The 23,234-nt window shown below is 36.5% G+C and carries 21 protein-coding genes; 13 read left to right on the top strand and 8 right to left on the bottom strand.

Annotation, left to right across the window (positions count from 1 at the left end):
- Window positions 1-5 precede the first annotated feature (5 nt).
- Genes tuaB through tuaH form a run of 8 tightly spaced genes read left to right on the top strand, consistent with a single transcriptional unit; the run spans window position 6 to window position 9,114 of the window.
- Complete coding sequence (gene tuaB / locus ACJ004_RS05875; protein WP_410891759.1) at window positions 6-1,469, top strand: teichuronic acid biosynthesis protein TuaB; 1,464 nt, start codon at window positions 6-8, stop codon at window positions 1,467-1,469.
- Window positions 1,466-2,659 (top strand): teichuronic acid biosynthesis protein TuaC, encoded by a 1,194-nt coding sequence (gene tuaC / locus ACJ004_RS05870; RefSeq protein ID WP_410891757.1) that lies wholly within the window; start codon window positions 1,466-1,468, stop codon window positions 2,657-2,659. The genes tuaB and tuaC overlap by 4 nt, the downstream gene beginning before the upstream one ends.
- A gap of 42 nt (window positions 2,660-2,701) precedes the next feature.
- Window positions 2,702-4,036 carry a UDP-glucose 6-dehydrogenase TuaD gene (gene tuaD, locus ACJ004_RS05865; protein WP_410891755.1) on the top strand — a complete coding sequence of 445 codons (1,335 nt, stop codon included), beginning with the start codon at window positions 2,702-2,704 and terminating at the stop codon, window positions 4,034-4,036.
- A gap of 12 nt (window positions 4,037-4,048) precedes the next feature.
- Window positions 4,049-4,990 (top strand): NAD-dependent epimerase/dehydratase family protein, encoded by a 942-nt coding sequence (locus ACJ004_RS05860; protein ID WP_410891754.1) that lies wholly within the window; start codon window positions 4,049-4,051, stop codon window positions 4,988-4,990.
- Window positions 4,991-5,014: 24 nt separating this feature from the next.
- A complete protein-coding gene (gene tuaE, locus ACJ004_RS05855) occupies window positions 5,015-6,457 on the top strand; it encodes a teichuronic acid biosynthesis protein TuaE (RefSeq protein ID WP_410891752.1) in 1,443 nt (480 codons plus the stop codon).
- A 14-nt stretch (window positions 6,458-6,471) separates the two neighbouring features.
- The gene (locus ACJ004_RS05850) at window positions 6,472-7,158 is read left to right on the top strand and encodes a hypothetical protein (protein ID WP_410891750.1); all 687 of its coding nucleotides are present in this window, start codon (window positions 6,472-6,474) and stop codon (window positions 7,156-7,158) included.
- Window positions 7,159-7,181: 23 nt separating this feature from the next.
- Window positions 7,182-7,940: a teichuronic acid biosynthesis protein TuaG gene (gene tuaG, locus ACJ004_RS05845; RefSeq protein WP_410891749.1), complete on the top strand. Its 759-nt coding sequence runs from the start codon at window positions 7,182-7,184 to the stop codon at window positions 7,938-7,940.
- A 16-nt stretch (window positions 7,941-7,956) separates the two neighbouring features.
- A complete protein-coding gene (tuaH, locus tag ACJ004_RS05840; protein WP_410891747.1) occupies window positions 7,957-9,114 on the top strand; it encodes a teichuronic acid biosynthesis protein TuaH in 1,158 nt (385 codons plus the stop codon).
- A gap of 783 nt (window positions 9,115-9,897) precedes the next feature.
- Here the strand turns inward: tuaH and ACJ004_RS05835 are convergent.
- Both ACJ004_RS05835 and ACJ004_RS05830 read right to left on the bottom strand, forming a co-directional pair.
- Window positions 9,898-10,569 carry a DUF2642 domain-containing protein gene (locus tag ACJ004_RS05835; protein ID WP_410891745.1) on the bottom strand — a complete coding sequence of 224 codons (672 nt, stop codon included), beginning with the start codon at window positions 10,567-10,569 and terminating at the stop codon, window positions 9,898-9,900.
- Between the two features lie 25 nt (window positions 10,570-10,594).
- Window positions 10,595-11,947, bottom strand: coding sequence for an arsenic transporter (locus tag ACJ004_RS05830; protein WP_410891744.1), 1,353 nt, complete (start codon window positions 11,945-11,947; stop codon window positions 10,595-10,597).
- A gap of 326 nt (window positions 11,948-12,273) precedes the next feature.
- Here ACJ004_RS05830 and ACJ004_RS05825 point away from each other — a divergent pair, with 326 nt between their 5' ends.
- The 3 genes from ACJ004_RS05825 to ACJ004_RS05815 all read left to right on the top strand — a co-directional run bounded on the left by ACJ004_RS05825 (window position 12,274) and on the right by ACJ004_RS05815 (window position 14,761).
- Entirely contained in the window at window positions 12,274-13,755 is a 1,482-nt protein-coding gene (locus ACJ004_RS05825; protein ID WP_410891743.1) for an FTR1 family iron permease, read from the top strand.
- Window positions 13,756-13,773: 18 nt separating this feature from the next.
- The gene (locus tag ACJ004_RS05820) at window positions 13,774-14,148 is read left to right on the top strand and encodes a hypothetical protein (protein ID WP_410891741.1); all 375 of its coding nucleotides are present in this window, start codon (window positions 13,774-13,776) and stop codon (window positions 14,146-14,148) included.
- A 274-nt stretch (window positions 14,149-14,422) separates the two neighbouring features.
- Entirely contained in the window at window positions 14,423-14,761 is a 339-nt protein-coding gene (locus tag ACJ004_RS05815) for a YmaF family protein (protein ID WP_410891740.1), read from the top strand.
- A 62-nt stretch (window positions 14,762-14,823) separates the two neighbouring features.
- Here the strand turns inward: ACJ004_RS05815 and ACJ004_RS05810 are convergent, their stop codons facing one another.
- Both ACJ004_RS05810 and ACJ004_RS05805 read right to left on the bottom strand, forming a co-directional pair.
- Window positions 14,824-15,756 carry a TIGR03943 family putative permease subunit gene (locus ACJ004_RS05810; RefSeq protein WP_410891739.1) on the bottom strand — a complete coding sequence of 311 codons (933 nt, stop codon included), beginning with the start codon at window positions 15,754-15,756 and terminating at the stop codon, window positions 14,824-14,826.
- Between the two features lie 10 nt (window positions 15,757-15,766).
- Window positions 15,767-16,777 (bottom strand): permease, encoded by a 1,011-nt coding sequence (locus ACJ004_RS05805; protein ID WP_410891737.1) that lies wholly within the window; start codon window positions 16,775-16,777, stop codon window positions 15,767-15,769.
- 222 nt (window positions 16,778-16,999) lie between these two features.
- Here ACJ004_RS05805 and ACJ004_RS05800 point away from each other — a divergent pair, with 222 nt between their 5' ends.
- Entirely contained in the window at window positions 17,000-17,935 is a 936-nt protein-coding gene (locus ACJ004_RS05800; protein WP_410891736.1) for a metal ABC transporter substrate-binding protein, read from the top strand.
- A gap of 263 nt (window positions 17,936-18,198) precedes the next feature.
- On the opposite strand, the gene ACJ004_RS05795 is transcribed toward ACJ004_RS05800, so the two are convergent.
- Window positions 18,199-19,047 carry a TIGR03943 family putative permease subunit gene (locus ACJ004_RS05795; protein WP_410891734.1) on the bottom strand — a complete coding sequence of 283 codons (849 nt, stop codon included), beginning with the start codon at window positions 19,045-19,047 and terminating at the stop codon, window positions 18,199-18,201.
- Window positions 19,048-19,060: 13 nt separating this feature from the next.
- Window positions 19,061-19,951: a permease gene (locus ACJ004_RS05790; protein ID WP_410891733.1), complete on the bottom strand. Its 891-nt coding sequence runs from the start codon at window positions 19,949-19,951 to the stop codon at window positions 19,061-19,063.
- A 334-nt stretch (window positions 19,952-20,285) separates the two neighbouring features.
- Here ACJ004_RS05790 and ACJ004_RS05785 point away from each other — a divergent pair, with 334 nt between their 5' ends.
- Window positions 20,286-21,356: a pyruvate kinase gene (locus ACJ004_RS05785; RefSeq protein WP_410891732.1), complete on the top strand. Its 1,071-nt coding sequence runs from the start codon at window positions 20,286-20,288 to the stop codon at window positions 21,354-21,356.
- 50 nt (window positions 21,357-21,406) lie between these two features.
- Here the strand turns inward: ACJ004_RS05785 and ACJ004_RS05780 are convergent, their stop codons facing one another.
- Together ACJ004_RS05780 and ACJ004_RS05775 are read right to left on the bottom strand one after the other, a co-directional pair.
- Window positions 21,407-21,727 (bottom strand): hypothetical protein, encoded by a 321-nt coding sequence (locus tag ACJ004_RS05780; RefSeq protein WP_410891731.1) that lies wholly within the window; start codon window positions 21,725-21,727, stop codon window positions 21,407-21,409.
- Between the two features lie 72 nt (window positions 21,728-21,799).
- Window positions 21,800-22,972 carry an MFS transporter gene (locus ACJ004_RS05775; RefSeq protein WP_410891730.1) on the bottom strand — a complete coding sequence of 391 codons (1,173 nt, stop codon included), beginning with the start codon at window positions 22,970-22,972 and terminating at the stop codon, window positions 21,800-21,802.
- Between the last annotated feature and the right edge of the window lie 262 nt (window positions 22,973-23,234).

Raw genomic sequence — 23,234 nt, 5'->3', positions numbered from 1 at the left:
AGCATATGTCAGTCATCAGAAACCAATTACATAAAGGAGTAAAGTGGACGGGAATTTCTACTCTTATCATAACAGCCGTCCAAATTATCCAATTTGCCTTACTTGGCAAACTAATGAGTATATCCGAATTTGGGCTAGTCGGCATGATTACTACAATTGTAGTGTTTGCCCAGATCGTGCTTGATCTTGGTTTTGGTACAGCTGTGATTCAAAAAGAAGCGGTTTCGGCGCGCGTATTGTCAACTCTGTTTTGGCTTAATGTGGTGGTAGGAATCGGGTTGTTTGTATTCCTATTCCTCTTTAGCCCTCTGATTGCGATGTACTTTCATCGAAGCGAATTAATTGATCTTATTCGACTATTGGCTGTGATGTTTTTAATCGCTCCGGTCGGGCAGCAATGCCAGTACTTGCTGCAAAAAGAATTACGTTTTAATTTGCTCGGGACGATTGAAGCGGGTACTACAATCATCTCTTTCATTACGATGGTCGTTCTCATCTTAACGATTAGTCCTATTTATGCCTATGTCATTTCACAAGTCGTACTGAATTCATTAAAGGGCCTTCTTTATTTTATCTGTTATCAAAAAAAATGGCGGCCCTCATTCGTATTTGATTTATCGGAGTGCAAGGAATACTTGGCGTTTGGGGCCTACCAATTAGCCTCACGGTTAGTCAATCGAATTGGCTCCAACATTGACGTGATATTAATCGGACGATTTATGGGCGCTGAGGCACTTGGTATTTATAATCTTGCCTATCAAATCGTGACCATTCCGGTCTTAAAGATTAATCCGATTATTACCAGAGTTGCTTTTCCGGTTTTCTCAAAAAGTTACCAAAATCAAGTTTTATTAACAGATGGATTCTTACACATGACAAAGCTGTTAAGTCTTGTTTCCTTTCCCATCTTGATGGGTCTCACGGCCGTGTCTAATGTGTTTATCTTAACTATTTTTGGAGAGAAGTGGCTGGACGCTGTTCCTATTTTACAAATCATGGCAGTTGTAGGCATTCTTAGGGTTTTAATGAATCCAAATGGATCAATTATTTTAGCAAAAGGAAAAGCTAATATTGCTTTTTATTGGGATGCCGCCGTCCTCATTGTCTATAGTGCGTCTTTATGGCTAGCAGTTATGTCGAATAAATTGGAAGTTGTAGCCTGGACCTATGCAGGAGTAAGCCTTGTGAATTTCTTGGTTGGAAGATGGTTATTAAACTGGCTAATTCAGCTCCGTTTCCGGCAATATTTGAAAACTATTTCTGTTCCATTTCTATTAGCTTTGCTCATAACTACGATCGCTTTTTGTCTGAAAAAGATTTCTATCCTTTATTTTCATCAAACAAGCATTTGGCCCCTTATATTTTCAGTAGGCATAAGTGCAGTGGTCTATATTTTTCTTTTATGGAAGATGTATCCCCATTTTTTCTTAAAGATCGTAAAAAAACAAATAAGAGGGCAAACATCATGAAAATTTTGTGGATTACAAGTGTCTATCCTAGTGACGAAAAACCTGATCTTGGTGTTTTTCATGAAACTCAAGTTCAAGCATTAATCCGGTTAGGCGTAGAGGTTACAGTGATTTGTCCTGTGCCGCATCATCCAACCTTGATCAGATATGTAAAAAAGCAATATCGTGCTAATAGGAGAATTCCATTAACGTACCTCCGAAAAGGAGTGACGGTCTACCGTCCGTCTTATTTAGCACTTCCGGGCCAACTTAGATGGGCCCAGCCGGATAAACGAATTGCTGCTTCCATCTTAAAAACAATGTCTGATTATGAGATAGAGCCCGATTTAATTCACGCCCATTTTGCCATGCCGTCAGGAGGGGCAGCGAGAATTGTTGCAGAACAAACTAAGCTGCCATGGATTTTAACATTGCATGGTAGTGATGTAAATATTTATCCCAATTATAGCGCAGGTGCCAAAAAAGTATTCAAACAAGCTGTCCTTGCTGCAAATCAGGTATTAGCAGTGGGTGAAAGCTTAAAGATACGAGCCAAGGAGTTAACAGACAGAAATAGCATGGTCCTTCCCATCGGGGTCGATCTAACTCGGTTTCAACCTACCGATGAAGCCAAAAGCCAAATTAGAAGACGCCTTCAACTCCCTGAGGAAAAGAAGATTGTTGTATTTATTGGTAGGTTAACACAAGCAAAAGGAGTTTTTGAACTCGCTCATTCACTCCAATGGCTTTCTAATGATGTTGCCATTTTGTTTGTTGGAGATGGACCAGCTAAAGATAAATTAAGGCAGCATGCTGAATTCAATCGAAGGCTGTTCTTAACAGGGCAGGTTGAAAATGAAAGAGTAAAAGATTATTTGTTTGCTAGTGATGTGTTTGCTCTCCCATCTTATTCAGAAGGAATGCCAACCGTTGTCATTGAAGCACTGGCCCTAAAGGTGCCTGTGATTAGTACGGCAGTGGGAAGTGTCCCGGAGTTATTTGGGGAGCATCGTCAGCTTTTAATCGAAACAAAGTCAGTTTCAAGCCTGGTCAATCGAATAAACGATGTTTTAAATCGAAATCTTTTTACCACGCAGGTTCAGCAGGAACTGTATGAAAATATTCAAAAAAACTTTCATGTTGATCACAATGCTGTTTTGCTAAAAGCTGTCTATCAACGGACAATAGAATCCATTTACTCAACGATATAGTCTTTTTTTGAAAGTATTAAAGAACTGGAAGGATTGAAAAGGATGAAAAAAATTGCTGTTTTAGGAACTGGATATGTTGGTCTCGTTACAGGTACTTGTTTTGCAGATTCAGGAAACCAGGTGACTTGCTGTGATATTAATCAATTAAAAATAAATGATCTCATTCAGGGGATCATGCCAATTTATGAGCCTGGATTAAAAGAACTGGTCCACAAAAATGTTCGGAAAGGAACACTTCAATTCAGCGCCAATATCAGTCAAGAGATCCAGGATGCTGAAGTGATTTTTATTGCAGTCGGGACCCCGATGACTTCATCAGGTAAAGCGGACTTAACCTATATAAAGCAAGTTGCTAAATCTATTGGTGAAAATTTAAATGGTTACAAAGTAGTCGTCACAAAAAGCACGGTACCCGTCGGCACTGGAAAATTAATTGAATCAGTCATTAGAGAGTCCAGCCATGGAAAACATCCATTTGACGTAGTCTCAAATCCCGAATTTTTAAGAGAAGGTACTGCTATCAAGGATACGATGAATATGGAGCGCGCAGTCATTGGCACCACAAGTGAAAAAGCTTTTCAAATAATTGCGGAAATTCATCAGCCCTTTACAGCAAATATTGTGAAAGCTTCCTTAGAAACAGCGGAAATCATTAAATATGCTGCCAATGCATTTTTGGCTACAAAGATTTCATTTATTAATGATATTGCCAACATTTGCGAACGCGTTGGGGCTGATGTGACCAAAGTGTCCGCAGGCATTGGTCTAGACAGCCGGATAGGCAATAAATTTTTACAGGCAGGCGTTGGATTTGGCGGATCCTGTTTTCCTAAAGATACCGCTGCACTTCTGCACATTGCTGAAGAATGCAGGTACGATTTTAAATTAATCAAAGCAGTCATAGAAACCAATGAAGGGCAAAGGGTGCAGCTGGTGAAAAAATTATTACTTGCATTAGGGTCCTTAAAAGGAAAAACGATTAGTGTTCTAGGATTGGCGTTTAAACCAGATACAGATGATATTCGGTCTTCTCCAGCCCTAGATATTATTCCTTACTTAACAGAGCAGGGTGCAATCGTTAAGGCATATGATCCGATCGCAATTGTAGAAGCAAAAAAACAAATTGGATATCAGTGCACTTATTCAGAGGATATTTATGAAACGATTGATCATTCAGATGCATGCATGATTTTAACAGACTGGCAGGATGTAAAAACATTAGATTTGCCATTAGTAAAGCAATTAATGAACCAGCCTCTGATTATAGATGGGCGAAATCTTTTTGACTTAGAGAAGATGAAAGAACTTGGATTTACCTATCTTTCGGTTGGAAGGCCAGCCATTCATACAAATTCAGTCATATCAAAAGCAATATAGGAGGTTTTTCGGATGAGTAAAGTAATTGTCACAGGAGGAGCAGGATTTATTGGCTCCCATATAGTGGAGGAATTGCTTCGAAATAATTACAATGTCACAGTAATTGACAATTTTTCAACAGGTCGACAAGAAAACATCGAACACCTGCCTATTGAAACCTATAATCACGACATAACCGATCCTAGTGTAATTAAATTAATTGTTTCTCTTTGTCCGGATTATATTATTCACCAAGCTGCACAAGTAAGTGTGGCTGCCTCTGTAAAGGACTTTCTATTTGATGAAAAAGTAAATATTAAGGGATCGCTGCACATTATAAAAGCAGCGATTGAATCAAAGGTGAAAAAATTTGTATTTGCTTCATCTGCAGCAGTGTATGGAAACCCGGTTTCATTGCCTGTCACCATTTCACACCCAACTCAGCCAGAATCACCATATGGTCTTACAAAGTTATCTGTTGAAAATTATTTAAAAATGTCTTGTGAACTGTATCAACTGCCATATAGTATTTTGCGCTACAGCAATGTATATGGACCAAGACAAGACGCAAAGGGGGAAGGGGGAGTTGTAGCTATATTTTCCAATCAACTTACCGAAAATAGAGCACCCGTTATTTATGGAGATGGAGAGCAAACGAGAGATTTTATTTTTGTTAAAGATGTGGCAGCTGCAAATGTAAAAGCACTTCATGCAAAGGAAAATATCTGTGTTCAAGTGTCATCTGGAACATGCATTTCCATCAATGAGCTGTTTGAAACGATGAAGGAAGCAGCTGGTTCCAATCTGTACCCAATCTATAAACAAGATCGTCCAGGCGATATTCGACATAGTATTCTTGCCAATGAAGAAACAAAAGCAATACTAAATTGGGAGCCTTCTATCAAGCTATACGAAGGTTTACATGAGACCCTGCAGTTCTCAATGGATAAACAATCGCTATCACTAAATGGTTAATTTAAAAAAGGAGAAGGAAGTTTGATGCAAAGTAATCTACTAGTTAAACAAGCAACAGGTGTGTCAGCTTTTCTCTTAGTAGGATTGGCCATTGTCTATTCACTTGTTGAAATGCGGTTTGAAATGATAATTTTTCTTGGGGTATGGGCAATTATCGTTTTAATCTTACTTATAAAAATGAACGTTATTAATAAACCCCAATTATCTAGCATGATGTCCTTATTAGTCATAACAACATTTTTGAATCAATCTGTTTTAAGTATTCATGTAGGCTTTTTTAGTATATTTTTGTATCGTTTGGTATTAATCGTTGCAGCTATGATCTTTTTCTCTCATGTAATGAAAGAAAAGAATCTTCCTTATTATTGGAATCAAGTAAATGTAAAAGGTGTTCTCTTGTTTCTACTGTTTTGGTTTGCCTATGGGGCGGTATCACTGCTATGGGCAAAATCAGTTTTCGAGGGAATTAAGTCGTTAATTCTATTGGGCATGGGATTATTGTTTGTCTTTTTAGCCGTCTTTATCTTTAGAAAGATGAATCATTTGTTCCTGTTTTATGGTATTTGGCTGGTTATGACAGTCTTGTTAATGGTGATTGGATTAGTAAATCATTTTGCTCAGATTCAGCTGCCGACATCAACTTTGTATGGGGCTCCACTTTATAAGCTGTCATTTCCAACATCTGTTTTCTTTAATCAAAATGACTTTGCCACGTTTCTTACTATATCATTCTTTTTTTATCTATCTTTAACCAAAAATAGTAATCAACTATTTTTAAAAACAACTAGCTTATTTCTTGCGATTATTTGTGTGTATCTCATTTATTTGACGGATTCACGGGCAAGTCTGCTTGGAGTCATGATCGGTTTAGCCGTTTATCTGTATATCCTTCTACCGGCTTATTTAAAGAGAATGGCAGCTATAATCGGCTCATCGGTTTTTCTAGTGGGCACGATTGCAATTATCCCAAAAATAATCAAAGTGGTTAACTCTTCTACTGTTTATTCTGGGTATGAAATTCTTCCATCTAATGTAGCAAGATTAAATCTACTGAAGAATACCGTTCACTTCTTGATCGAAACCTTTGGATTTGGGGTGGGGGCAGGCAATGTACCTTACTATTTAAAAAACGAGTCAGTCTATGCAACAAACCATGTGGTTGAAGTCCATAATTGGCTCGCTGAAATAATGGGCAATTTTGGAGTCATCATAATGCTTGGTTACGTCACCATGTATGTCTATCTGTTCATAAGTCTCTACAGATTTTATAAAGTCCAACGAAACAGGAACCAAAAAGGGTTACTTGAAGCGTGTATGATGGGGTTGATCGGATTCATTGTTTCTAGTATCAGTCCGAGTTCTGTCAGTAATCTATTTTTTCATTGGGTATTTCTAGGATTTGTTATTTGTACGGTTTCTGTGTTTTCGAACAAACAATATCAACATCATGAAGAAAATTCCTACTAAGGAGCAAGGTTTAAATGGGACATAAGATTCAAATTTTAAAAGAAAGATTGAACAAATACTTCCTACTATTATTAGCAACAACGATATTGCTGGGTGTAATTGGATGGATTCTTCCAGTTGGAAAGGCAAAATCAAATTATACCTTCGATACAGTCCTTACCTTAGGAAACTATGAGGATAATCCAGAGCTAAATGATCCTAAACGTGTCATTAATATGCTCACGAACCCGAACATCCTGATTTACGAATTACATTTGAAGGATTTATGGGAAGAAAGGTTTGAGGAAATTTATACGAATTTACATGTAACTGCAGGACCTGACAACTTGATAACACTTTCGTATTCAGATCATTCAGAGGAAAGTACGGCTAAAGTGCTAAACGAGATAACAACTGCTTTTCTGGACATCGACAAAAAAAAATTCCAAGAAAAACAAAAATTCATTCAAGAAAAAATTGAAGCAACAAAGGGTGAACAAGTAGCACCCGAGGCCAAAGTTGACCAGTTGCGCCTCTTAATTGAACTTGAGACAACTCTAAATGATATAAAACCAGCCAAATTATTAAAACCTGCTGACATAAACACCATCGATACTGAAAACAGAGCTTTCAATTCAAAGGAAAGAGCAGTATTAGGGATTTTATTAGGTCTAACATTAAGCTTTTTATGGATCGTGTTCCCCGTCGTTTTCCGGGAATAGTCATTTTAATAGGAGGTTTTCACATGAGTCCACAGCAGCCATTGATCTCGATTATAACGCCTTCATATAATGCTAGTTTGTATATCGAACATACAATTACTTCTGTAAGAAAGCAAACCTATCAAAACTGGGAAATGATTATTGTCGATGATTGTTCTACTGACGATACACCAGATATTTTAGAGCGTATTGAAAAAGAAGATGAAAGAATTCATGTTATTTATTTAAATCAGAATGGTGGGGCGGCCGTTGCCCGAAATCTAGCTTTGCAGTATGCAAAGGGCAGATATGTGGCATTTCTTGATAGTGATGATTGCTGGAAACCAGGAAAATTACAAAAACAGCTTTCTTTCATGCAAACCAACAATTATGCTTTTACATTTACCGGATATGAATTCGTAACCAACGAGGGAGTACGATTGAACAAACAAATATCAGCTCCTGAGCAAATTTCGTACGATGATATGTTAAAGAATACGATCATCGGATGTTTGACAGTCATGATCGACCGACAAATGGTAGGCCATTTTCAAATGCCTAATATACGAACACGCCAAGATTTAGCCACCTGGTTAGCAATATTAAAAAAAGGAATCCATGCCTACGGATTAAATGAAAATTTGGCTGAGTATCGGATAGGGAATCCCTCCATATCAAGAAACAAGTGGAAAGCGGCAAAAATGAATTGGTTTGTGTATCGCAGAGTTGAAAAGCTAAATGTCCTTAAAGCATTTTGGTGTTTTTCTCATTATGCCTTTCATGCTGTACTTAAAAGAATCTAGAAAGGGGAGGGGACAAATGAAAAATATACATATCCTAGTGGCAACAGGAGAGTGGGCACAGGACCAGTTACGCTACCGAAGACATCGGCTTGCAGAATACCTGCAAAATCATCCAGATACAAAAGAAGTCATCTGGTTATGTCCAACACCCTATCGCAAAGAAAATTCTCATACACGATTATCAAATGGAATAAAACAATGGGCCATCCAAGATTTGTTTCCCCAAAAAGTATTTCGGTTTGGCCGCTATCTTGATGTATTTCATAAAACAAAGGTGCAGCCCTTATTACAATATTTAAAAGAAGAACAGGAGCAGTATACTGTTAATTTATGGTATACATTTCCTGGATTCCCATCACTTACTGAACTCTTTTCTTGGAATAAAGTCGTTTATGATTGCAGTGATTTATGGACTTCTCCTATCAATGGGAAAAACTCGATTCTTGCCAATTTTAGAAAGAATATCATAGCAGGAGCAGAAAATCGGATCATTCAAAAAGCAAATGTGATTTTTTGCACCTCAGAATATCTTCGTAAAAGAATAGTAGAAAAGTTAGGTTCCGAAGAAAAAGTGTTTACCTTTGAAAATGGGGTGGAATTCGATTTGTTTGCAACAAATCCATTACAAACGGAGAACATTCTACCTGACCATTTTGACGGAACGGTTTTAGGATTTATCGGAGGAATTAAACCTAAGCTGGATTTTGATTTAATAAAGGAAGTAGCACAAAAAAAACGAGAGTGGCTTTTTCTATTTGTCGGGCCAGATGGTACGAATGATCATCCAGAATTTAAAAATTTATTATCGGAGAGTAATGTTTTTTGGACTGGAAGTGTTGCACCTTCCGATGTTCCAAAATATATGAATTTAATTGATATTGGAATTATGCCTTACAAATCATCTCAATATAATCAAGCTGTATTTCCATTAAAGTTATTTGAATTTTTGGCAGCGGGGAAGTCTGTCCTTGGCATGCATTTACCTTCAACGGAAAAATATGCTGAGGAATCTGTCTATGTTCATTTAGATACAAATGACTCGAACCAATTTATCAATGTCTGTGAACAATTAGAAGACACCAAGAACCAAGAAAACTATATCCAGAAGCGCAAGGCACTTGCTAAAACAAAAAATTGGAACGAAGTATTTGAGGACATGTGTCTATTAGTTTAGATTAGAACAAACCTTGACAGATTTCATTGTGGGAAGCCCAAAAGGGTTTCTCTTTTTTTGTTTATTAGTCAATTGGAAGTACAGAAAATGTAAAAGAGCACAGATGCGGAATTTTTGGTGATGGAAAAAGTGATTGGATAAATATGTGGTTGAAAAGATGGATTTTGAATGGTTATTCCCCTTAATGTCTATTTGATCTTGATTTGAAAAATGAGAAATAAAAAATTCTTATAAATGCAGCTGAAATAAAAGCTAGGAACAGAAAATTAAGAAAATAAGACATGCAACTACCTCCCAATCAGAAATTTTAAAAAGAATCATTGAATAGGAATTGCTATAGTTACATTTTATCCGGTAAATACTAAGAAATAGTTGAGTCGATGTTAACCTTTTGTAAAGTATTAATTCATTTATTTTATAGAGATTGATGGTTGTTTAGTACTAGTCCCAATACATTTTAGATTTTGATGAGAAAAGCCGAAAAAAATGGCTACATCCAATACATCTCGACCAGTTTGTGTTACTTAATGGTTTAACATATTAATGGAAATTTTTACAATATTGAACAAAAGTTAGCAAAAATCCATATATTAATAATAGGTAGTAGGTCTAATAAAAAAAAAGACCGTGGCCTTAAAACACGGTCTAAAATATTCCTAGTGTAGTGACTGATTAATCCATCCTCGTCGGCAAAAACAGGGTGGATTTTTCTTCGTGCCCATTTTTTTGTTCATATGAATAGCACCTTTCTATTTGTTGGTTAAATTCTTTATTAAATCCGTTTTATGGTAACTGGATTGTTTTAATATGCTCTAGATTCCGATATATTTTTTCCCCTTTAGCTGTTATAAGAATCATTTTGTTATTATGAACCTTCTGGAGGAAGCCAATTTTCTCCTCATGATATCCACCATCAATGATAATTAATTGATTTTCCAATTTTTTTAACTGCTCTTCAAATGATCTAGATAATGTAGCAGATACTGGTTTACCGGGTAGTTTTTGATTTTCCAATGAATAGGGCGTTGTATTTGGTGGATAAGGGATGAGCCATTTTACATGGTTCATAGAAATGTACATTGTTTTATAAGCATGAGAGTGGAAGACAAAATAATCGTTCATTATGCTGGTTAAATAGCCATGAATGGATTTATTTCCTGTCACATAAACCTCGACGAACAATCCCTTCGCACTCATTAATATTTTACGATAGGAGATTGAATCGGAAGTAATTGGTTTTTCTGAAGGCGGGTCATAAATTGTATCTTCACTTATTAAGACTTCTTTTAATTGTTGAATGTGGACAAATGGGATATAGAGGAATGTATTATTCCTGCAATCATAGATTACAACGATATCTAATCCAGAATCTATAAGAATCCCCTTGTGAAAACTACCCCCGGAAATATCAACCTCAATATATTTATCTCTTAAATCTAATAGATCTATATTCATTTTATTGCTCCTTTTTTCAATTGTCTTATTGTTGAAGTGTTCCACCAAAAAGCCATGAAACCCAATAATATAGAATAACAAGCGTAAACAAAGTAGCCGGCGGGATAACTATGATGGTGATTTTGATATATTGCCACCAACTGATCATTACTTTTCCTTTTCTTACGATATGCATCCACATTAATGTGGCCAGTGTTCCCATTGGAAGTAGTAATGACCCCATGTCACTCCCAATGACGTTGGCAAGATAGGCGATTTTTAAGGATAACAAATCTAAATTCATATTCGTCAACGTGAGTGTTCCTACCATAAGAGCAGGGTGATTATTAAAAATATTTGACAGTACCGAGAGTAGGACGCCCATTAACACACTTGTATGGAGCAGGCTTCCAGATACCATTGGGCGCATAAATTGAATCAACCAGTCTGTAAGACCGATATTATTGAGGCCGTAAATAATTACATACATACTAAAAGCGAAAATGATAATGTACCACGGCGTTTTTTTTAGCATATCGGTTGGTGGTATCTTTAAATAAGCCCATCTCCATCCTAAAAGGATAATCGATCCAAAAACAGCCATTAGTGAGACTGGAATCGACAGAAACGATGCGACAAAGAGGCTGACACGGACAGCAAATACAAATAGAAGAACGTTGCGCATAAACCGTGAACGGTCCTTTTCAGAAGCATGCTTCATTGAACTGGGTTTTAGTGGATGATAAGAAGGGAGTGACAAACCAGTTACCTTAGTAGGAACAGTTTTCGGTAAGACTCTTTTGAAGCGAAGGAACAAAAGCCATGTCAGCACTAGTAAACCAAGCGTTGCAGGAACAAACATCATCGCCGTATGCAAATACAAACTCATATGGACGATTTTTAGAGCGATTAGATTGACAATATTACTTACACCAATTGGAGCACTTGACGCAGTAGCAATTAAAGCACCAGACAGTAAATATGGTATTTTTTGATGGTTTTTTAAGCCCATATTGTTTAATAACATGACTAATATCGGAGTGGTGATTAAAATACTCCCGTCATTATTAAAAAAGAGGGTCATCAGAAAACATAAAAGATTGACATACCAGAATAATCGGATGCCTGAACCCTTTGCTTTTTCTGCAAGCTTTTCTGCTACCCAGTTAAAGAAACCGAAACTTTCTAAGACGATAGCCATTACAATCGTTGCCATAATTGTAATCGCTGCACCGCTGATCGTTTCCGCAATTAAACCTAGATCTGATAATGAAACACTCCCACTTAGTATGACAAGAATTGCTCCAATTGTGGCAGGAATTGCTTCATTCATTCCTCTGGGTCTCCAAAGAATAAATCCTAATGTAAGCAAAAAAGATACGATTGTTAACCAAATCATTGAATAATTTTTCTCCTTTCGGAAGCTGGTAATTCATGAAATATCATGATACGACTTTACCTCCTCCTTTTGCATCCGCGGATGTCTCCCCCTTCCATCTATCTCTGTTGTGTTTTTGTACTGTATGTATATGTATCACAACTAAGACAGGCTCTAGGTTTGTACCTGTTTTTCCATAATTCCGCCAAAGTCTATAATATAAAACCACGTTTTTTGGAGAACAATCAAAATATTTAATTGACAATCATTTTCACAAGAAATACAATAGGTATAGGGTGATATTGAAATTCATTCTCAATTAGAATGATTCCAAAAAGGAGGATCCAATGAGAAAGAGCATATTACATAAAATATTTATCCTTCTCTTATTAATCGGTATTGGGTTTCATACCCCTGTACTTGCAACAGGAAATTCAAGTGAAGAGATGAAGCAGGCTGAGGAATCAGTTGATCAAGCCATCAAATATGCTTCTAAAGGGGACCTAACAGCAGCAGAAAAAGCTTATGATCAATTTAACAAAACCTGGAGGAAAATTGAAGAAGGGATTAAAGCAGACTCAGCCACAGCTTATCGAGATATTGAATCGAATATGGGAAAAGTTGTCTATGCTTTAACCTTAAAAAAGCAAGACCAAGTTTTACAGGCTTTACAAGGGTTAAAGGCTGTGAATGAAAAGGTAGTCAGTGGTGGTTACCCCAAAGAATCAGGTTTTAAGAAGGAAGATATTTCATTAAATGATTTTATCATGCTTCTTCAAGAAACAAAGAATGAAGTAAAGGATCAGGAACAAGCTAAAGCATTAGAAGGCATTAAAAAGGCGAGTAACAGTTGGTTAAGCGTTGAAGGAGTGGTGGTTGCACAATCTGCCTCAGTCTATAGCGATTCTGAAAGAGATTTAGTAACCATTCAAGCGATGCTTGCGGCTGATCCACCTAATTATAAGGATGCTAATCAAACAATCGATAACATGGTCAAATACCTTACCCCTTTAGCAGAAAAATCTCAATACACTTATTGGGATGCAGCAATGATTCTTATTCGTGAAGGGTTAGAAGCATTACTTGTAGTCATTGCCCTTATGTCATTTGTAAAAAAATCAGCGGATGGAAAGGGAAAAGGCTGGATTTGGTCCGGTGTATTATCGGGTCTAGGAGTTAGTGTGATTCTTGCCATTATTGTAAAATTTGTCATTTCCTCCGGAGCATTTGGTAATAATAATGCTCAAATTGCTGGATGGACCGGTGTTTTTGCAGCAGTAATGTTATTGTATATGAGCTACTGGCTCCATAGCCAATCGAATATTGCTGATTGGAACCGGTATATTCGAGAAAAAAGTCAAACAGCTTTAACAACGGGTAAACTTGTATCGTTAGGTGTGCTTGCTTTTCTAGCAGTCTTTCGCGAAGGGACAGAAACAGTATTATTCTATATCGGCATGGCAAGCCAAATAAAACTTCAATCATTACTTATCGGTTTTCTTATTGGAGCAATCATTCTTGGAATTCTTGCTTATTTAATGGTATTTGTCGGATTGAAATTACCGCTTCGTCCATTCTTTATGGTTTCTAGTATTATCGTATTTTACCTATGCATTAAGTTTACGGGTATGGGAATCCATAGCCTGCAACTAGCAGGATTCATCCAGACGACAAATTCTCAAAACATCCCAAGTATTAACTTTTTTGCTATCTACCCTTCATGGGAAAGTACTATTCCTCAAATAGCGCTGGTTGTTGGAGCAGTTATCCTTCTATTAGCCAAAAAATATAAAAATAATAAACTTGCAATCATTAACAATAATTTATAGTGAAAGTTGGAAATTATAATGAAAAAGTTAACGTCAATGGTTTTAACAATCGGTCTTGGCAGTGCATTACTATTAGCGGGTTGTGGTTCAACAGATAGTAAAGTTTCTGATGGGGTAAATAAGATGCTAGAAACTACGGATGAGTTATCAAAAGCAATTGATAGTGGCGATCAAGCAAAGGTAAAAGAAGTGGGGCCAACATTAGAAGATCAATGGTCATCATTTGAAGACGATGTTAAAAAGGATAACAAAGACCTCTATGAGAAAATCGAAAAATACCTGGACCCAACCATTGCTGGTTCAGAAGCAGCTTCACTTGATAAAGAAGCATTAGGTACTTTAAACGAGCAGCTTACAGATGCTTTGAAAGAATTAGATAAGAAAACGGAATAATTTTTCCTTTTTTCCTTCTTGGCTAAAAAAAGAGACTTCGAAAGTCTCTTTTTTTGTTCTATTTTTATTGCTTCTTTTATGAAAAGAAAAAATGAATTCCTGTCTAAAACATAATTCAGTGAATCCAATAATATTATGAATAATATGGCATATAAAGGAGGTTTCCCATGAAAATCGGTTTTACGATTGTTTTGTGCAGCAGAAGAAGGCATCCCAAATAATAAATGAACAAAATCTATAAAATAAATCTTGAAATAATGAATGAGGTGAATGCATGAGTAAGGTAAGTAAGGATGATTTTATTCAAGGCTTTGTGCCACACCATAATCATGGTTCTGTTGATTATACTTCTGTTGATCAAGGACATGTTCATCAGTGTTTAGATGTGACTTCGCCTCCCATTCAGACTCAGGATCAAAATCATATTCATTATACAGAAGGTTATGTTGTTTTCGAGAATGGGCATACCCATCACTATAAGGCATATTCCGGGCCAGCTATACCAGTAGGGAATGGCATGCATGTTCATCATTATGATTTTTATACAACCGAAAACGATGGACATAAGCACCGAATAAGAGGTGTGGACCAACCTGCTCCAGGTAATAAATAGAAAACTGGTAATTTGTTATACAAAATAAGAGACTTGCTACTAGTCTCTTATTTTGTATGTCATTATTCAATCTTTACACCAACATCAAATACATAGGGCTGCTTTGGTGGAGCTATTATTGAAATCTTCTTTATTTTTATAAAAGGGATTGTACCACCATCATATTTAGTTTGATCAATTGTACCACTTACTTGCACCCATTTATCCTTTGGTAAGGCAGCTACATCTCCTTTTGCCATTATTCCAAATACAGTGGCATCTGCAACACAACATGAAATTCCAAATCGAGCAATTATGATTTGATTTTGCATGAAATTCTTTTCTCTATATACAAACCCTTTTGTGGAGACAGTTTTACCAATCATACTTTGCAGATTATCTTGAATGATAGTCATCATTGGAACGTACGATCGATCATTAAAATTAATATTCTTTGTCTGTAACATGTCTCGCTTTAATTTATTATATTGCGTTTCAGTTAGTGGCTCTGGTGGATCATCGAGATTATTTTTGTTATTAACTAGGAGACTGTTATTATCCGTAACAGAAGTAGACTTTGGTTGTTCTGATTTGGTCTTGTTTTTAACTGCCTTGTTTTGATTAACGTCATGTGAACTTGCGCCAATTTTAATCGTTCTGTTCATCGCCACGGAACTATCCAGCACATTATTTGCGAAAAGAAAGCCGGTGGTGATAGGAATAATAAATAATAAATAAAGAAATAAACTTTTACCTAATGAAGTTGGGTAGGCATGATCGCCTTCACAATCACAATGATGAGGATGTTTCTGATCTGATGTTCCTCTTATTATCAATAGGACACCTAAAGTGAGCAATACAAATATGGTAAAGTAAATAAAACGAATCATTTTGGGTGCAATGAGAAGTGTGATATTACCGGTTAAAAGTAATTTAAATAAAAACAACATAAATCCAATTAAAATGATTCCTCTGATAAGATGGTGGAAGTTATTGATTTCATCTTTCTTCTTCATAATGCATCTCCTATATAAAGAATAGTTGAAAAATATAGACTGACAAATATACGACGACAGGAGTTACCATAAGTAAGAATAGTACAAATCGTTTCTTAAAATAACCAAATAACATTAAAGTGTTTTTTATATCAATCATAGGTCCGAAGACTAGGAAAGCAAGGATTGATCCTTCTGTAAAGGTAGAACCGAATGAAGAAGCAACAAAGGCATCTGCTGAAGAACACACAGAAAGGACGTAGGCAAACCCCATCATTACCACTGGTGCAAAGCCGGTACTTGTCCCAATGGATAAGAGAACATTGCGGTCAAAGAACGCCTGAAATAAACTCGCAAGGAAGGCACCAATGAATAAATATTTACCTGTATCAAATAATTCATCACTTGCATGATATAACGTTTCTAAAAATTTATTCCCTTTCTTATGTTGGTGTTTATGGTGATGATCGTGCTCACCATTATTAGCTAACTTAAGAATATTTTCCCCTTTAAATCGCCGGTAGATGATGAGTCCAATGATGATTGAACTAATAAATCCAACAACCATCCTAGCATTGGCAATATAGGGTGTGCTTTTAAAAGCAAAAAAGGTGGATGCATAGACGACAGGGTTTAAGATAGGAGCACTAAGCATAAATACAACTCCTACATGTGATGGCATGCCTTTCTTTATTAACCTGCGAACCACAGGGATTATCGCACACTCACAGATTGGAAAAATGATTCCAAGTAAGGCTGCGGGTATGACGGCTAAATAGGCATTACGCGGCAACACTCTTCGGATCGCATTTTCCGATACAAATGCTTGGATAATCGCTGATACAAATACTCCTAACAATATAAAAGGAATTGCTTCTAAAATAATACTTAAGAAAATCGTATTTATATTAAAAAAAGTACTTGGTATTCTATTAAAAAAGGAGATGTCTTTCATTTCCTCTGCAAAAAGAAAAAGAAGCATGAAAAAACCAAATAATAGTATACATATGACGTCTTTTAGCAGCTTCATTAAATAGGTCATAACAAAATTCCTCCTCAAATCTATCATCCCTATCATATTGATATGCACCTCTGGTGAGATAATTTCATAAAATTTGATATTGACATTAATAGTTAATCGTTATAACATTCAATTCGTAACGATTACGATTTATTGAATCTAATAAACTAATATTATATGGAAAAGTTATTCGTTTTAAATCGTAATAATTCCTAATTAATGAAAATGGAGAGGAAATAGATCATGAAAAAACTTATATGTCCTTTAATTATTTTTCTACTGGTAATAAGTGGCTGTTCTAATGCTGAACAGACAAAAGGTGAAAAAGTTATTGATGGAACAAAAAAATTACATATTGTCACCACATTTTATCCAATGTATTATTTCACCCAAAAAGTGGCTGGCAATTCAGCGAATGTTGAACTATTAATACCGAACGGTGCAGAACCACATGATTGGGAGCCAACAGCAAAAGATATGGCAAAAATTCAAGATGCAGACTTGTTTATCTACAATAGCCGATACTTTGAAAGCTGGACTGAAAAGGTATTAAAGAGTATTAATGATCCAAATTTAACTGTTGTTGAAGCCTCAAAGGGGATTGAATTGATGAATGCATTAGCATCAGAGGAGGAGGAGCATCATTCTGATCATGCCTCTTCAAAAGACCCTCATGTCTGGCTTTCTCCTGTGTTAGCACAGCAGGAGGTCGACACGATTACTAAGGCTATCGAAAAGCTAGATCCAAACAATAAAAATCAGTACGAAAAAAATGCACAGGATTTTATTTCCCAACTGTCTGATTTAGATCACTTATACAAAGAGACAATTGCTAAGGCAAAGAAAAAAGAATTTGTAACACAACATGCCGCCTTTGGATATTTAGCAAAACAATACGGGTTAACTCAAATCCCAATCGCCGGATTGTCCCCAGATGTAGAACCAACCCTAGGTAAATTGAAAGAATTAGCAGAAGTGACGAAGAAGAAAAACGTAAAGGTAATTTATTTTGAGGGACTTACATCTTCTAAAGTGGCTCAAACATTAGCTAATGAAATCAGTGCTAAAACTGAAGTGTTAAATCCATTAGAAGGATTAACTAAAGAAGAACAAGAAAAAGGGTTAGACTATATAGATGTGATGAAAAAAAACCTTGAAGCATTAAAACAATCATTTTAGAAACTTAAATGAAAAGACTGTTTTCTAAAAAATGTGTTGTTCTTGAAATAAGTTGAAAACATTATAGAAGTACTGAGCAGCTTGAATACACGAAGACTCCTGCGGGAGGACGGGGCTGGGGAGACCCCACAGGCGCTTGCGCCGAGGAGGCTCCCCGGGCCGCCCGCGGAAAGCGAAGTGTATTCAGGCTGCGGTTTTTTCGAAAACAGCTAAATCAAAAAATGACCTATTCAGCAGTTGAATAGGTCATTTTCCGTTACATATTAATATCCTCTAAAAACATATTCTTCTTTAGGAGCAGAAGTTGTAGACCAGTCTTCTACTTTTAAATAAGGGATGTTTGTTTTAAAGGGCTGATAGTAGATTGTAGATATTTTACCTTTTACTGTGACCCATTCATCATCTTTCAATTTCGTGCCATCAGGCATTTCGACGAGCATTCCAAAGACACCCGAATCAGCAATACAATGAATCACACCAAATCGGAAGACAAACAGCTGGTTCTTATTGATAGTTTCCGAATCATTGAAAACGAACCCTTTAAACTCGAAATCTTTTCCAAGAAAATCACCAGGGTAGTTATAAATTGTTTCCATCCCTTTTAAATAATTCTTATCATTTAATATAATCGTTTCTTTGTTGACGTACTTTTTCTTTTCCTTCTTCATTAACACATCGTAATCTTCTTTCCCATAATACACACTCGTATCTGGCCGTAAAAATTGCTGCTGCATAAAGGAATCACCTTTACTTTCATCGTAAATGGGAAAATGAAATCCTTTAGCTTTGACAATATTGGAATCAAGGGTTGCAATTGGAAAAAATAATCCTGAAATGATTGGAAAAGCGAAAATCGGATAAATGAAAATCTTTTTATACCATTTGTTTTCTTTCGCATGATTATGTCCACAATGTTCATGATCACAGGAAGCCTCTTTTGAATCGCTTTTGCTCAGCATAATAATTTGGACAATCGTTAACACAAGTAAAGCATAACCAGCAGTGGCAGAAAGATAAGAATATTTCATGTTGATATATTTATTAATATCTCCTGTCAGATGCATATGAAAGATTAAATAAGTAAAACCAATTAATATTAAGCTTCTTATCATAGTTCCAACTCCTTTAAAACAGCAAAGAGTAAACAAATACAACAACGAAAACGGAAGAAACAATCATAAATACAAGTCGCTTTTTAAATGTTGCAAGCATCATCATTAAATTTTTAATATCTACCATTGGTCCAAACACAAGAAACGCTAATAATGAACCAGTCGAAAACGTCGTTCTAAATGACGATGCAATAAATGCATCAGCTTCAGAACAAAGCGAAAGAATAAAGGAAAGAGCCATCATCACGATAGAGGATGAAGCTTGTCCTTGACCAATCGAAACCAAAGTCGATGTCTTAATATATGTTTGAACGGCTGCTGCAATTAGTGAACCAATAATTAAATATTTACCCATGGAGAAAAATTCTTCAACCGCATGTTCCAAGGTCTGCCATATTTTTTTAAACCATGGAGTAGATGTCCCACCAACAGCATGATGATGATGAAGATGTTCTTTAAATGGGCTTCCCTTAAATCGAAAAGCGATCAAAGTCCCTACTAAAATAGCTACAACTATGGCGCCAATCGCACGATAAATTGCCATTTTCCAATCGCTGCCGAACGCAATAAAGGTGGCGAACAAAACAACAGGATTGATGATCGGAGCGGTCAGCATAAAGGCAATACCCGCCGATATCGGTACTCCTTTTGAGACCAGCCTGCTAACAATTGGAACAATCCCACATTCACATGAAGGAAATAGAATACCTAAGAAACTTGCAAAGATTACTGCTAGAACTTTATTTTTAGGCATGATTTTTGCAATCATTTCTTCGGTAACAAATATTTGAATGATTCCTGATATTAATACACCAAGAGTCACGAACGGCAAGGCTTCAATTAAGATTGAAATAAAAATAGTATTCATTTGTAAAAAAGATTGCGGTAAGGTTATACCAAACATATTAGTCCTCCTATTACAAGACTCATGGAGTCTACTATACTCTCATCCTATTCATTCGTCCAACGAAAAATATGGAATAAATCAATTTATTATCCTATCTGTATTATTTGAATAATTGAGTAACTCTTTGCTTATATTATGGAATAAATCAACCAGTACCATTTGATGTTCGAACTAGTGAATCCAGTTCAACGGACAAATTGTAACCTTGGGGGATATTTGTTATGGATAATAACACAATGCCCATTTATATGGGTTTTTCTTTTTTAAACTCTATTGAGCAAGGATAAGCTTAGGGCACAATAGTTTTGACCATAAAAATTGAGGTGATATTATGTCGATTGATCGAGTCTGTACAATTGGACCAGCAAGTAATGATAAAAAAGTGCTCACTGAACTAATTAATCATGGAATGACAATTGCCCGATTGAATTTTTCCCATGGGACCCACGAAAGCCATAGTAACGTGATTCGATTAATAAAATCACTTATCGACGAGACGGGGAAACAAATCAAATTGTTAGGTGACCTACAAGGTCCAAAAATACGATTGGGTAGAGTTGAAGGTGAAAAAGTTACTCTCAAAACGGGACAGACCTTTATCCTTCATATTGATCAAGTATTAGGAAGCGAGAAACAAGCAAGTGTTGATTATGAATATTTAGTTAAAGATGTTCAACCAGGAAATCGTATTTTGATTAATGATGGAGCTGTGGAATTAATTGTTACGGATGTAGAACAAACTAAAGTTTTCACTACAGTTAAAACTGGCGGTGAAATATCATCCCATAAAGGAGTCAATCTTCCAGGTGTTGTTACAAGTTTACCTGCTATTACAGAAAAAGATCGACAAGATATCCAATTCCTTTTAAAGGAAGAAATCGATTTTATTGCTTGCTCATTTGTCCGTAGGGCATCGCATATCAAAGAAGTACGGAATTTTATTGGAAATCAGCAAGGACATTCTCCAAAGATAGTGGCAAAAATAGAAACCATTGAAGCAGTTCAAAATTTCCAAGAAATCTGCAGGGAGACTGATGCCGTAATGATTGCTCGTGGTGACCTCGGTGTTGAGATGCCCTACCAATGGATTCCTTTACTACAAAAAGCAATGATTAGTGAATGTAATCGGTTGGATACCTATGTAATTACGGCTACTCAGATGCTGCAATCAATGGTGGATAACCCTTTACCAACAAGAGCGGAAGTCATGGATGTATTCCAGAGCGTATTAGATGGGACAAATGGTGTCATGTTATCTGCAGAAAGCGCTGCAGGCAACTATCCAGTTCAGAGTATCGAAACATTGAAGCTTGTTTCTCAATTTGCAGAATGTGTTAGGAAAGAGGCCCCGTTCGACTTTGCCGATATGCTGAAATTATTGAATAATACAATTAGTTGTTGATAGATCTGGACAACACGAAAGACCGCTAATGGTAGCGGTCTTTCGTGTTGTTATTGATTATCCCAGTATTGTAGCGTGTCTATTTTTCCAGTAGGTTCACTTTTTAATACATTGCCATCTTTGTCTTTATAAACCTCATACTCCTGGTACGTTTCGACGATATAGTCATCTACTCTTTCGATTTTCTCGAGTTTTTCCTCCAAAACTGGAACATCGCTTGAAGGCTCAACATCTACAGGCTGTGCCATTACAGGTTGATCGGCTGAATAGGCATACTTTTTATTAATAAATGAGTAGGGTGAATCGAGATAGGCTGCAAAACCTAAGGTAACCAAAAGGAAAGAAACACATAGAAAAGTTTTTAATTTCATAATCTGGGCTCCTTTTTCACTTACATTCTCGTAACCCATTTTATGCATGTCCTAAAAACATATGCCAATTGTTTAGTTATGAATATTTGTTGTTTTCACTGAGGCGATCTGCGGGTGAAAAAATAGAAATAGGATAAATGCTGCAATTGAAATAATTGCACCTGAAATATAAGGAAGCCCCAGCGCCATCGAAAATAACCATCCGCCAAGCGGCGGACCAATAATTCGACCAAGTGAGTCAAAGGAAGATAAAAGGCCGGTTGAACTTCCATAGCCAGCATTAGAGGTCTTCGTAATTAATGATGAGACACTTGGACGAATAACCCCATTCCCTAAACCGAAAATCGTTAAATAAAGGGCTGCTGTTGCAAAGCTATTCACGAATAAAATCAACCCAAATCCAAGGGCAGAAACAATGATTCCCGCTTGGATAACCATTCTTTCACCATATTTCTTAGTCAATCTACCAACTAGACCGCCCTGGACAAGCGCACTTCCAAACCCCATGATCATAAAAATGTACCCCAGTTGGGTGGCACCCAACTCTGCCTTTTTAGCGGCAAAGTAGGCAAACGTTGCTTCCAAGCCAGAAAGGGATAAGGAAATTAATAATTGCACCAAATATAAAACCACTACTGCACCACTAAACGCCTTCCCAAACGAGCGTTTTTGTTTACTACCTGCATCTTTTTTCTGTTTCGATTCTTTTAGCAAAAGAAAAACAAGGATCAAAGTAATAAAGGAAGACCCACTAGCAAGATAGAAGGGCATATTCAAGCTGAATCTTGAAAAAATACCGCCAATTGCTGGACCAAATACAAAGCCTAAGCCTGTTGCTGCACCGACTATTCCCATTCCCTTGCCGCGATTTTCCTCCGTGGTTATATCTGCAACATAGGCCATGGCGGTTGGCATATTGGCAGAAGAAAGAATGCCGCCGATAATTCTTGCGGCAAATAACATCCATAGTTCCGTTGACATAGCTTGAATTAGGAAGGATAAACCAAGTCCAGCAATCCCAATCATCATCACTGGTTTTCTCCCAATTCGGTCGGAAACTTGGCCCCACATGGGTGCGAAAATGAGCTGCATGAGCGAATAAACGGCCATTAACAATCCTAATTCTGTGGGGTTCGCCCCAATTTCTTCGGCATAGAAAGGCAAAACTGGAATGATAATTCCAAATCCCACCATCACCAAAAACATAACCACAAATAAAATCGGTAAAGCGGACTTTGATTGCAAAGAATTTCACTCCTAGATAAACTTTTGATGTTGTTGATATTACTTTCTTCCTATAAATAGGATAATGGAAGAGTTCATATAAATACAAGCCTCATTCATCAATTATTTCCTTGGATGGTAATAGTATGCACTGTTTCTTACTTGATCCTATCGAATGTTATTTGATATATAGGAATAGGATAGCGAATAGCTAGTAAAGGCTATCAAATTAGTAGCATGACTTTCATATCCGAGTGTGTAAAAAAAACACCATTCCGATCAA

Origin of the sequence: Neobacillus sp. 204, from assembly GCF_046562815.1 — a bacterium.
Classification (GTDB): Bacteria; Bacillota; Bacilli; order Bacillales; family Cytobacillaceae; genus Neobacillus.
The sequence above is the reverse complement of the archived record's forward strand: the minus strand, read 5'-3'. Positions and strand labels throughout refer to the sequence as shown.

Coding starts and splice junctions, on each gene's coding strand:
- ACJ004_RS05800 (WP_410891736.1), top strand. CDS start 17,000: ATGAAAAAACTTATATGTCCTTTAATTATTTTTCTACTGGTAATAAGT.
- tuaH (WP_410891747.1), top strand. CDS start 7,957: ATGAAAAATATACATATCCTAGTGGCAACAGGAGAGTGGGCACAGGAC.
- ACJ004_RS05790 (WP_410891733.1), bottom strand. CDS start 19,951: ATGTTTGGTATAACCTTACCGCAATCTTTTTTACAAATGAATACTATT.
- ACJ004_RS05780 (WP_410891731.1), bottom strand. CDS start 21,727: ATGAAATTAAAAACTTTTCTATGTGTTTCTTTCCTTTTGGTTACCTTA.
- ACJ004_RS05830 (WP_410891744.1), bottom strand. CDS start 11,947: ATGATTTGGTTAACAATCGTATCTTTTTTGCTTACATTAGGATTTATT.
- ACJ004_RS05820 (WP_410891741.1), top strand. CDS start 13,774: ATGAAAAAGTTAACGTCAATGGTTTTAACAATCGGTCTTGGCAGTGCA.
- ACJ004_RS05860 (WP_410891754.1), top strand. CDS start 4,049: ATGAGTAAAGTAATTGTCACAGGAGGAGCAGGATTTATTGGCTCCCAT.
- ACJ004_RS05815 (WP_410891740.1), top strand. CDS start 14,423: ATGAGTAAGGTAAGTAAGGATGATTTTATTCAAGGCTTTGTGCCACAC.
- tuaC (WP_410891757.1), top strand. CDS start 1,466: ATGAAAATTTTGTGGATTACAAGTGTCTATCCTAGTGACGAAAAACCT.
- tuaE (WP_410891752.1), top strand. CDS start 5,015: ATGCAAAGTAATCTACTAGTTAAACAAGCAACAGGTGTGTCAGCTTTT.
- ACJ004_RS05835 (WP_410891745.1), bottom strand. CDS start 10,569: ATGAATATAGATCTATTAGATTTAAGAGATAAATATATTGAGGTTGAT.
- ACJ004_RS05850 (WP_410891750.1), top strand. CDS start 6,472: ATGGGACATAAGATTCAAATTTTAAAAGAAAGATTGAACAAATACTTC.
- ACJ004_RS05795 (WP_410891734.1), bottom strand. CDS start 19,047: ATGATAAGAAGCTTAATATTAATTGGTTTTACTTATTTAATCTTTCAT.
- ACJ004_RS05805 (WP_410891737.1), bottom strand. CDS start 16,777: ATGACCTATTTAATGAAGCTGCTAAAAGACGTCATATGTATACTATTA.
- ACJ004_RS05825 (WP_410891743.1), top strand. CDS start 12,274: ATGAGAAAGAGCATATTACATAAAATATTTATCCTTCTCTTATTAATC.
- ACJ004_RS05810 (WP_410891739.1), bottom strand. CDS start 15,756: ATGAAGAAGAAAGATGAAATCAATAACTTCCACCATCTTATCAGAGGA.
- tuaG (WP_410891749.1), top strand. CDS start 7,182: ATGAGTCCACAGCAGCCATTGATCTCGATTATAACGCCTTCATATAAT.
- tuaD (WP_410891755.1), top strand. CDS start 2,702: ATGAAAAAAATTGCTGTTTTAGGAACTGGATATGTTGGTCTCGTTACA.
- tuaB (WP_410891759.1), top strand. CDS start 6: ATGTCAGTCATCAGAAACCAATTACATAAAGGAGTAAAGTGGACGGGA.
- ACJ004_RS05785 (WP_410891732.1), top strand. CDS start 20,286: ATGTCGATTGATCGAGTCTGTACAATTGGACCAGCAAGTAATGATAAA.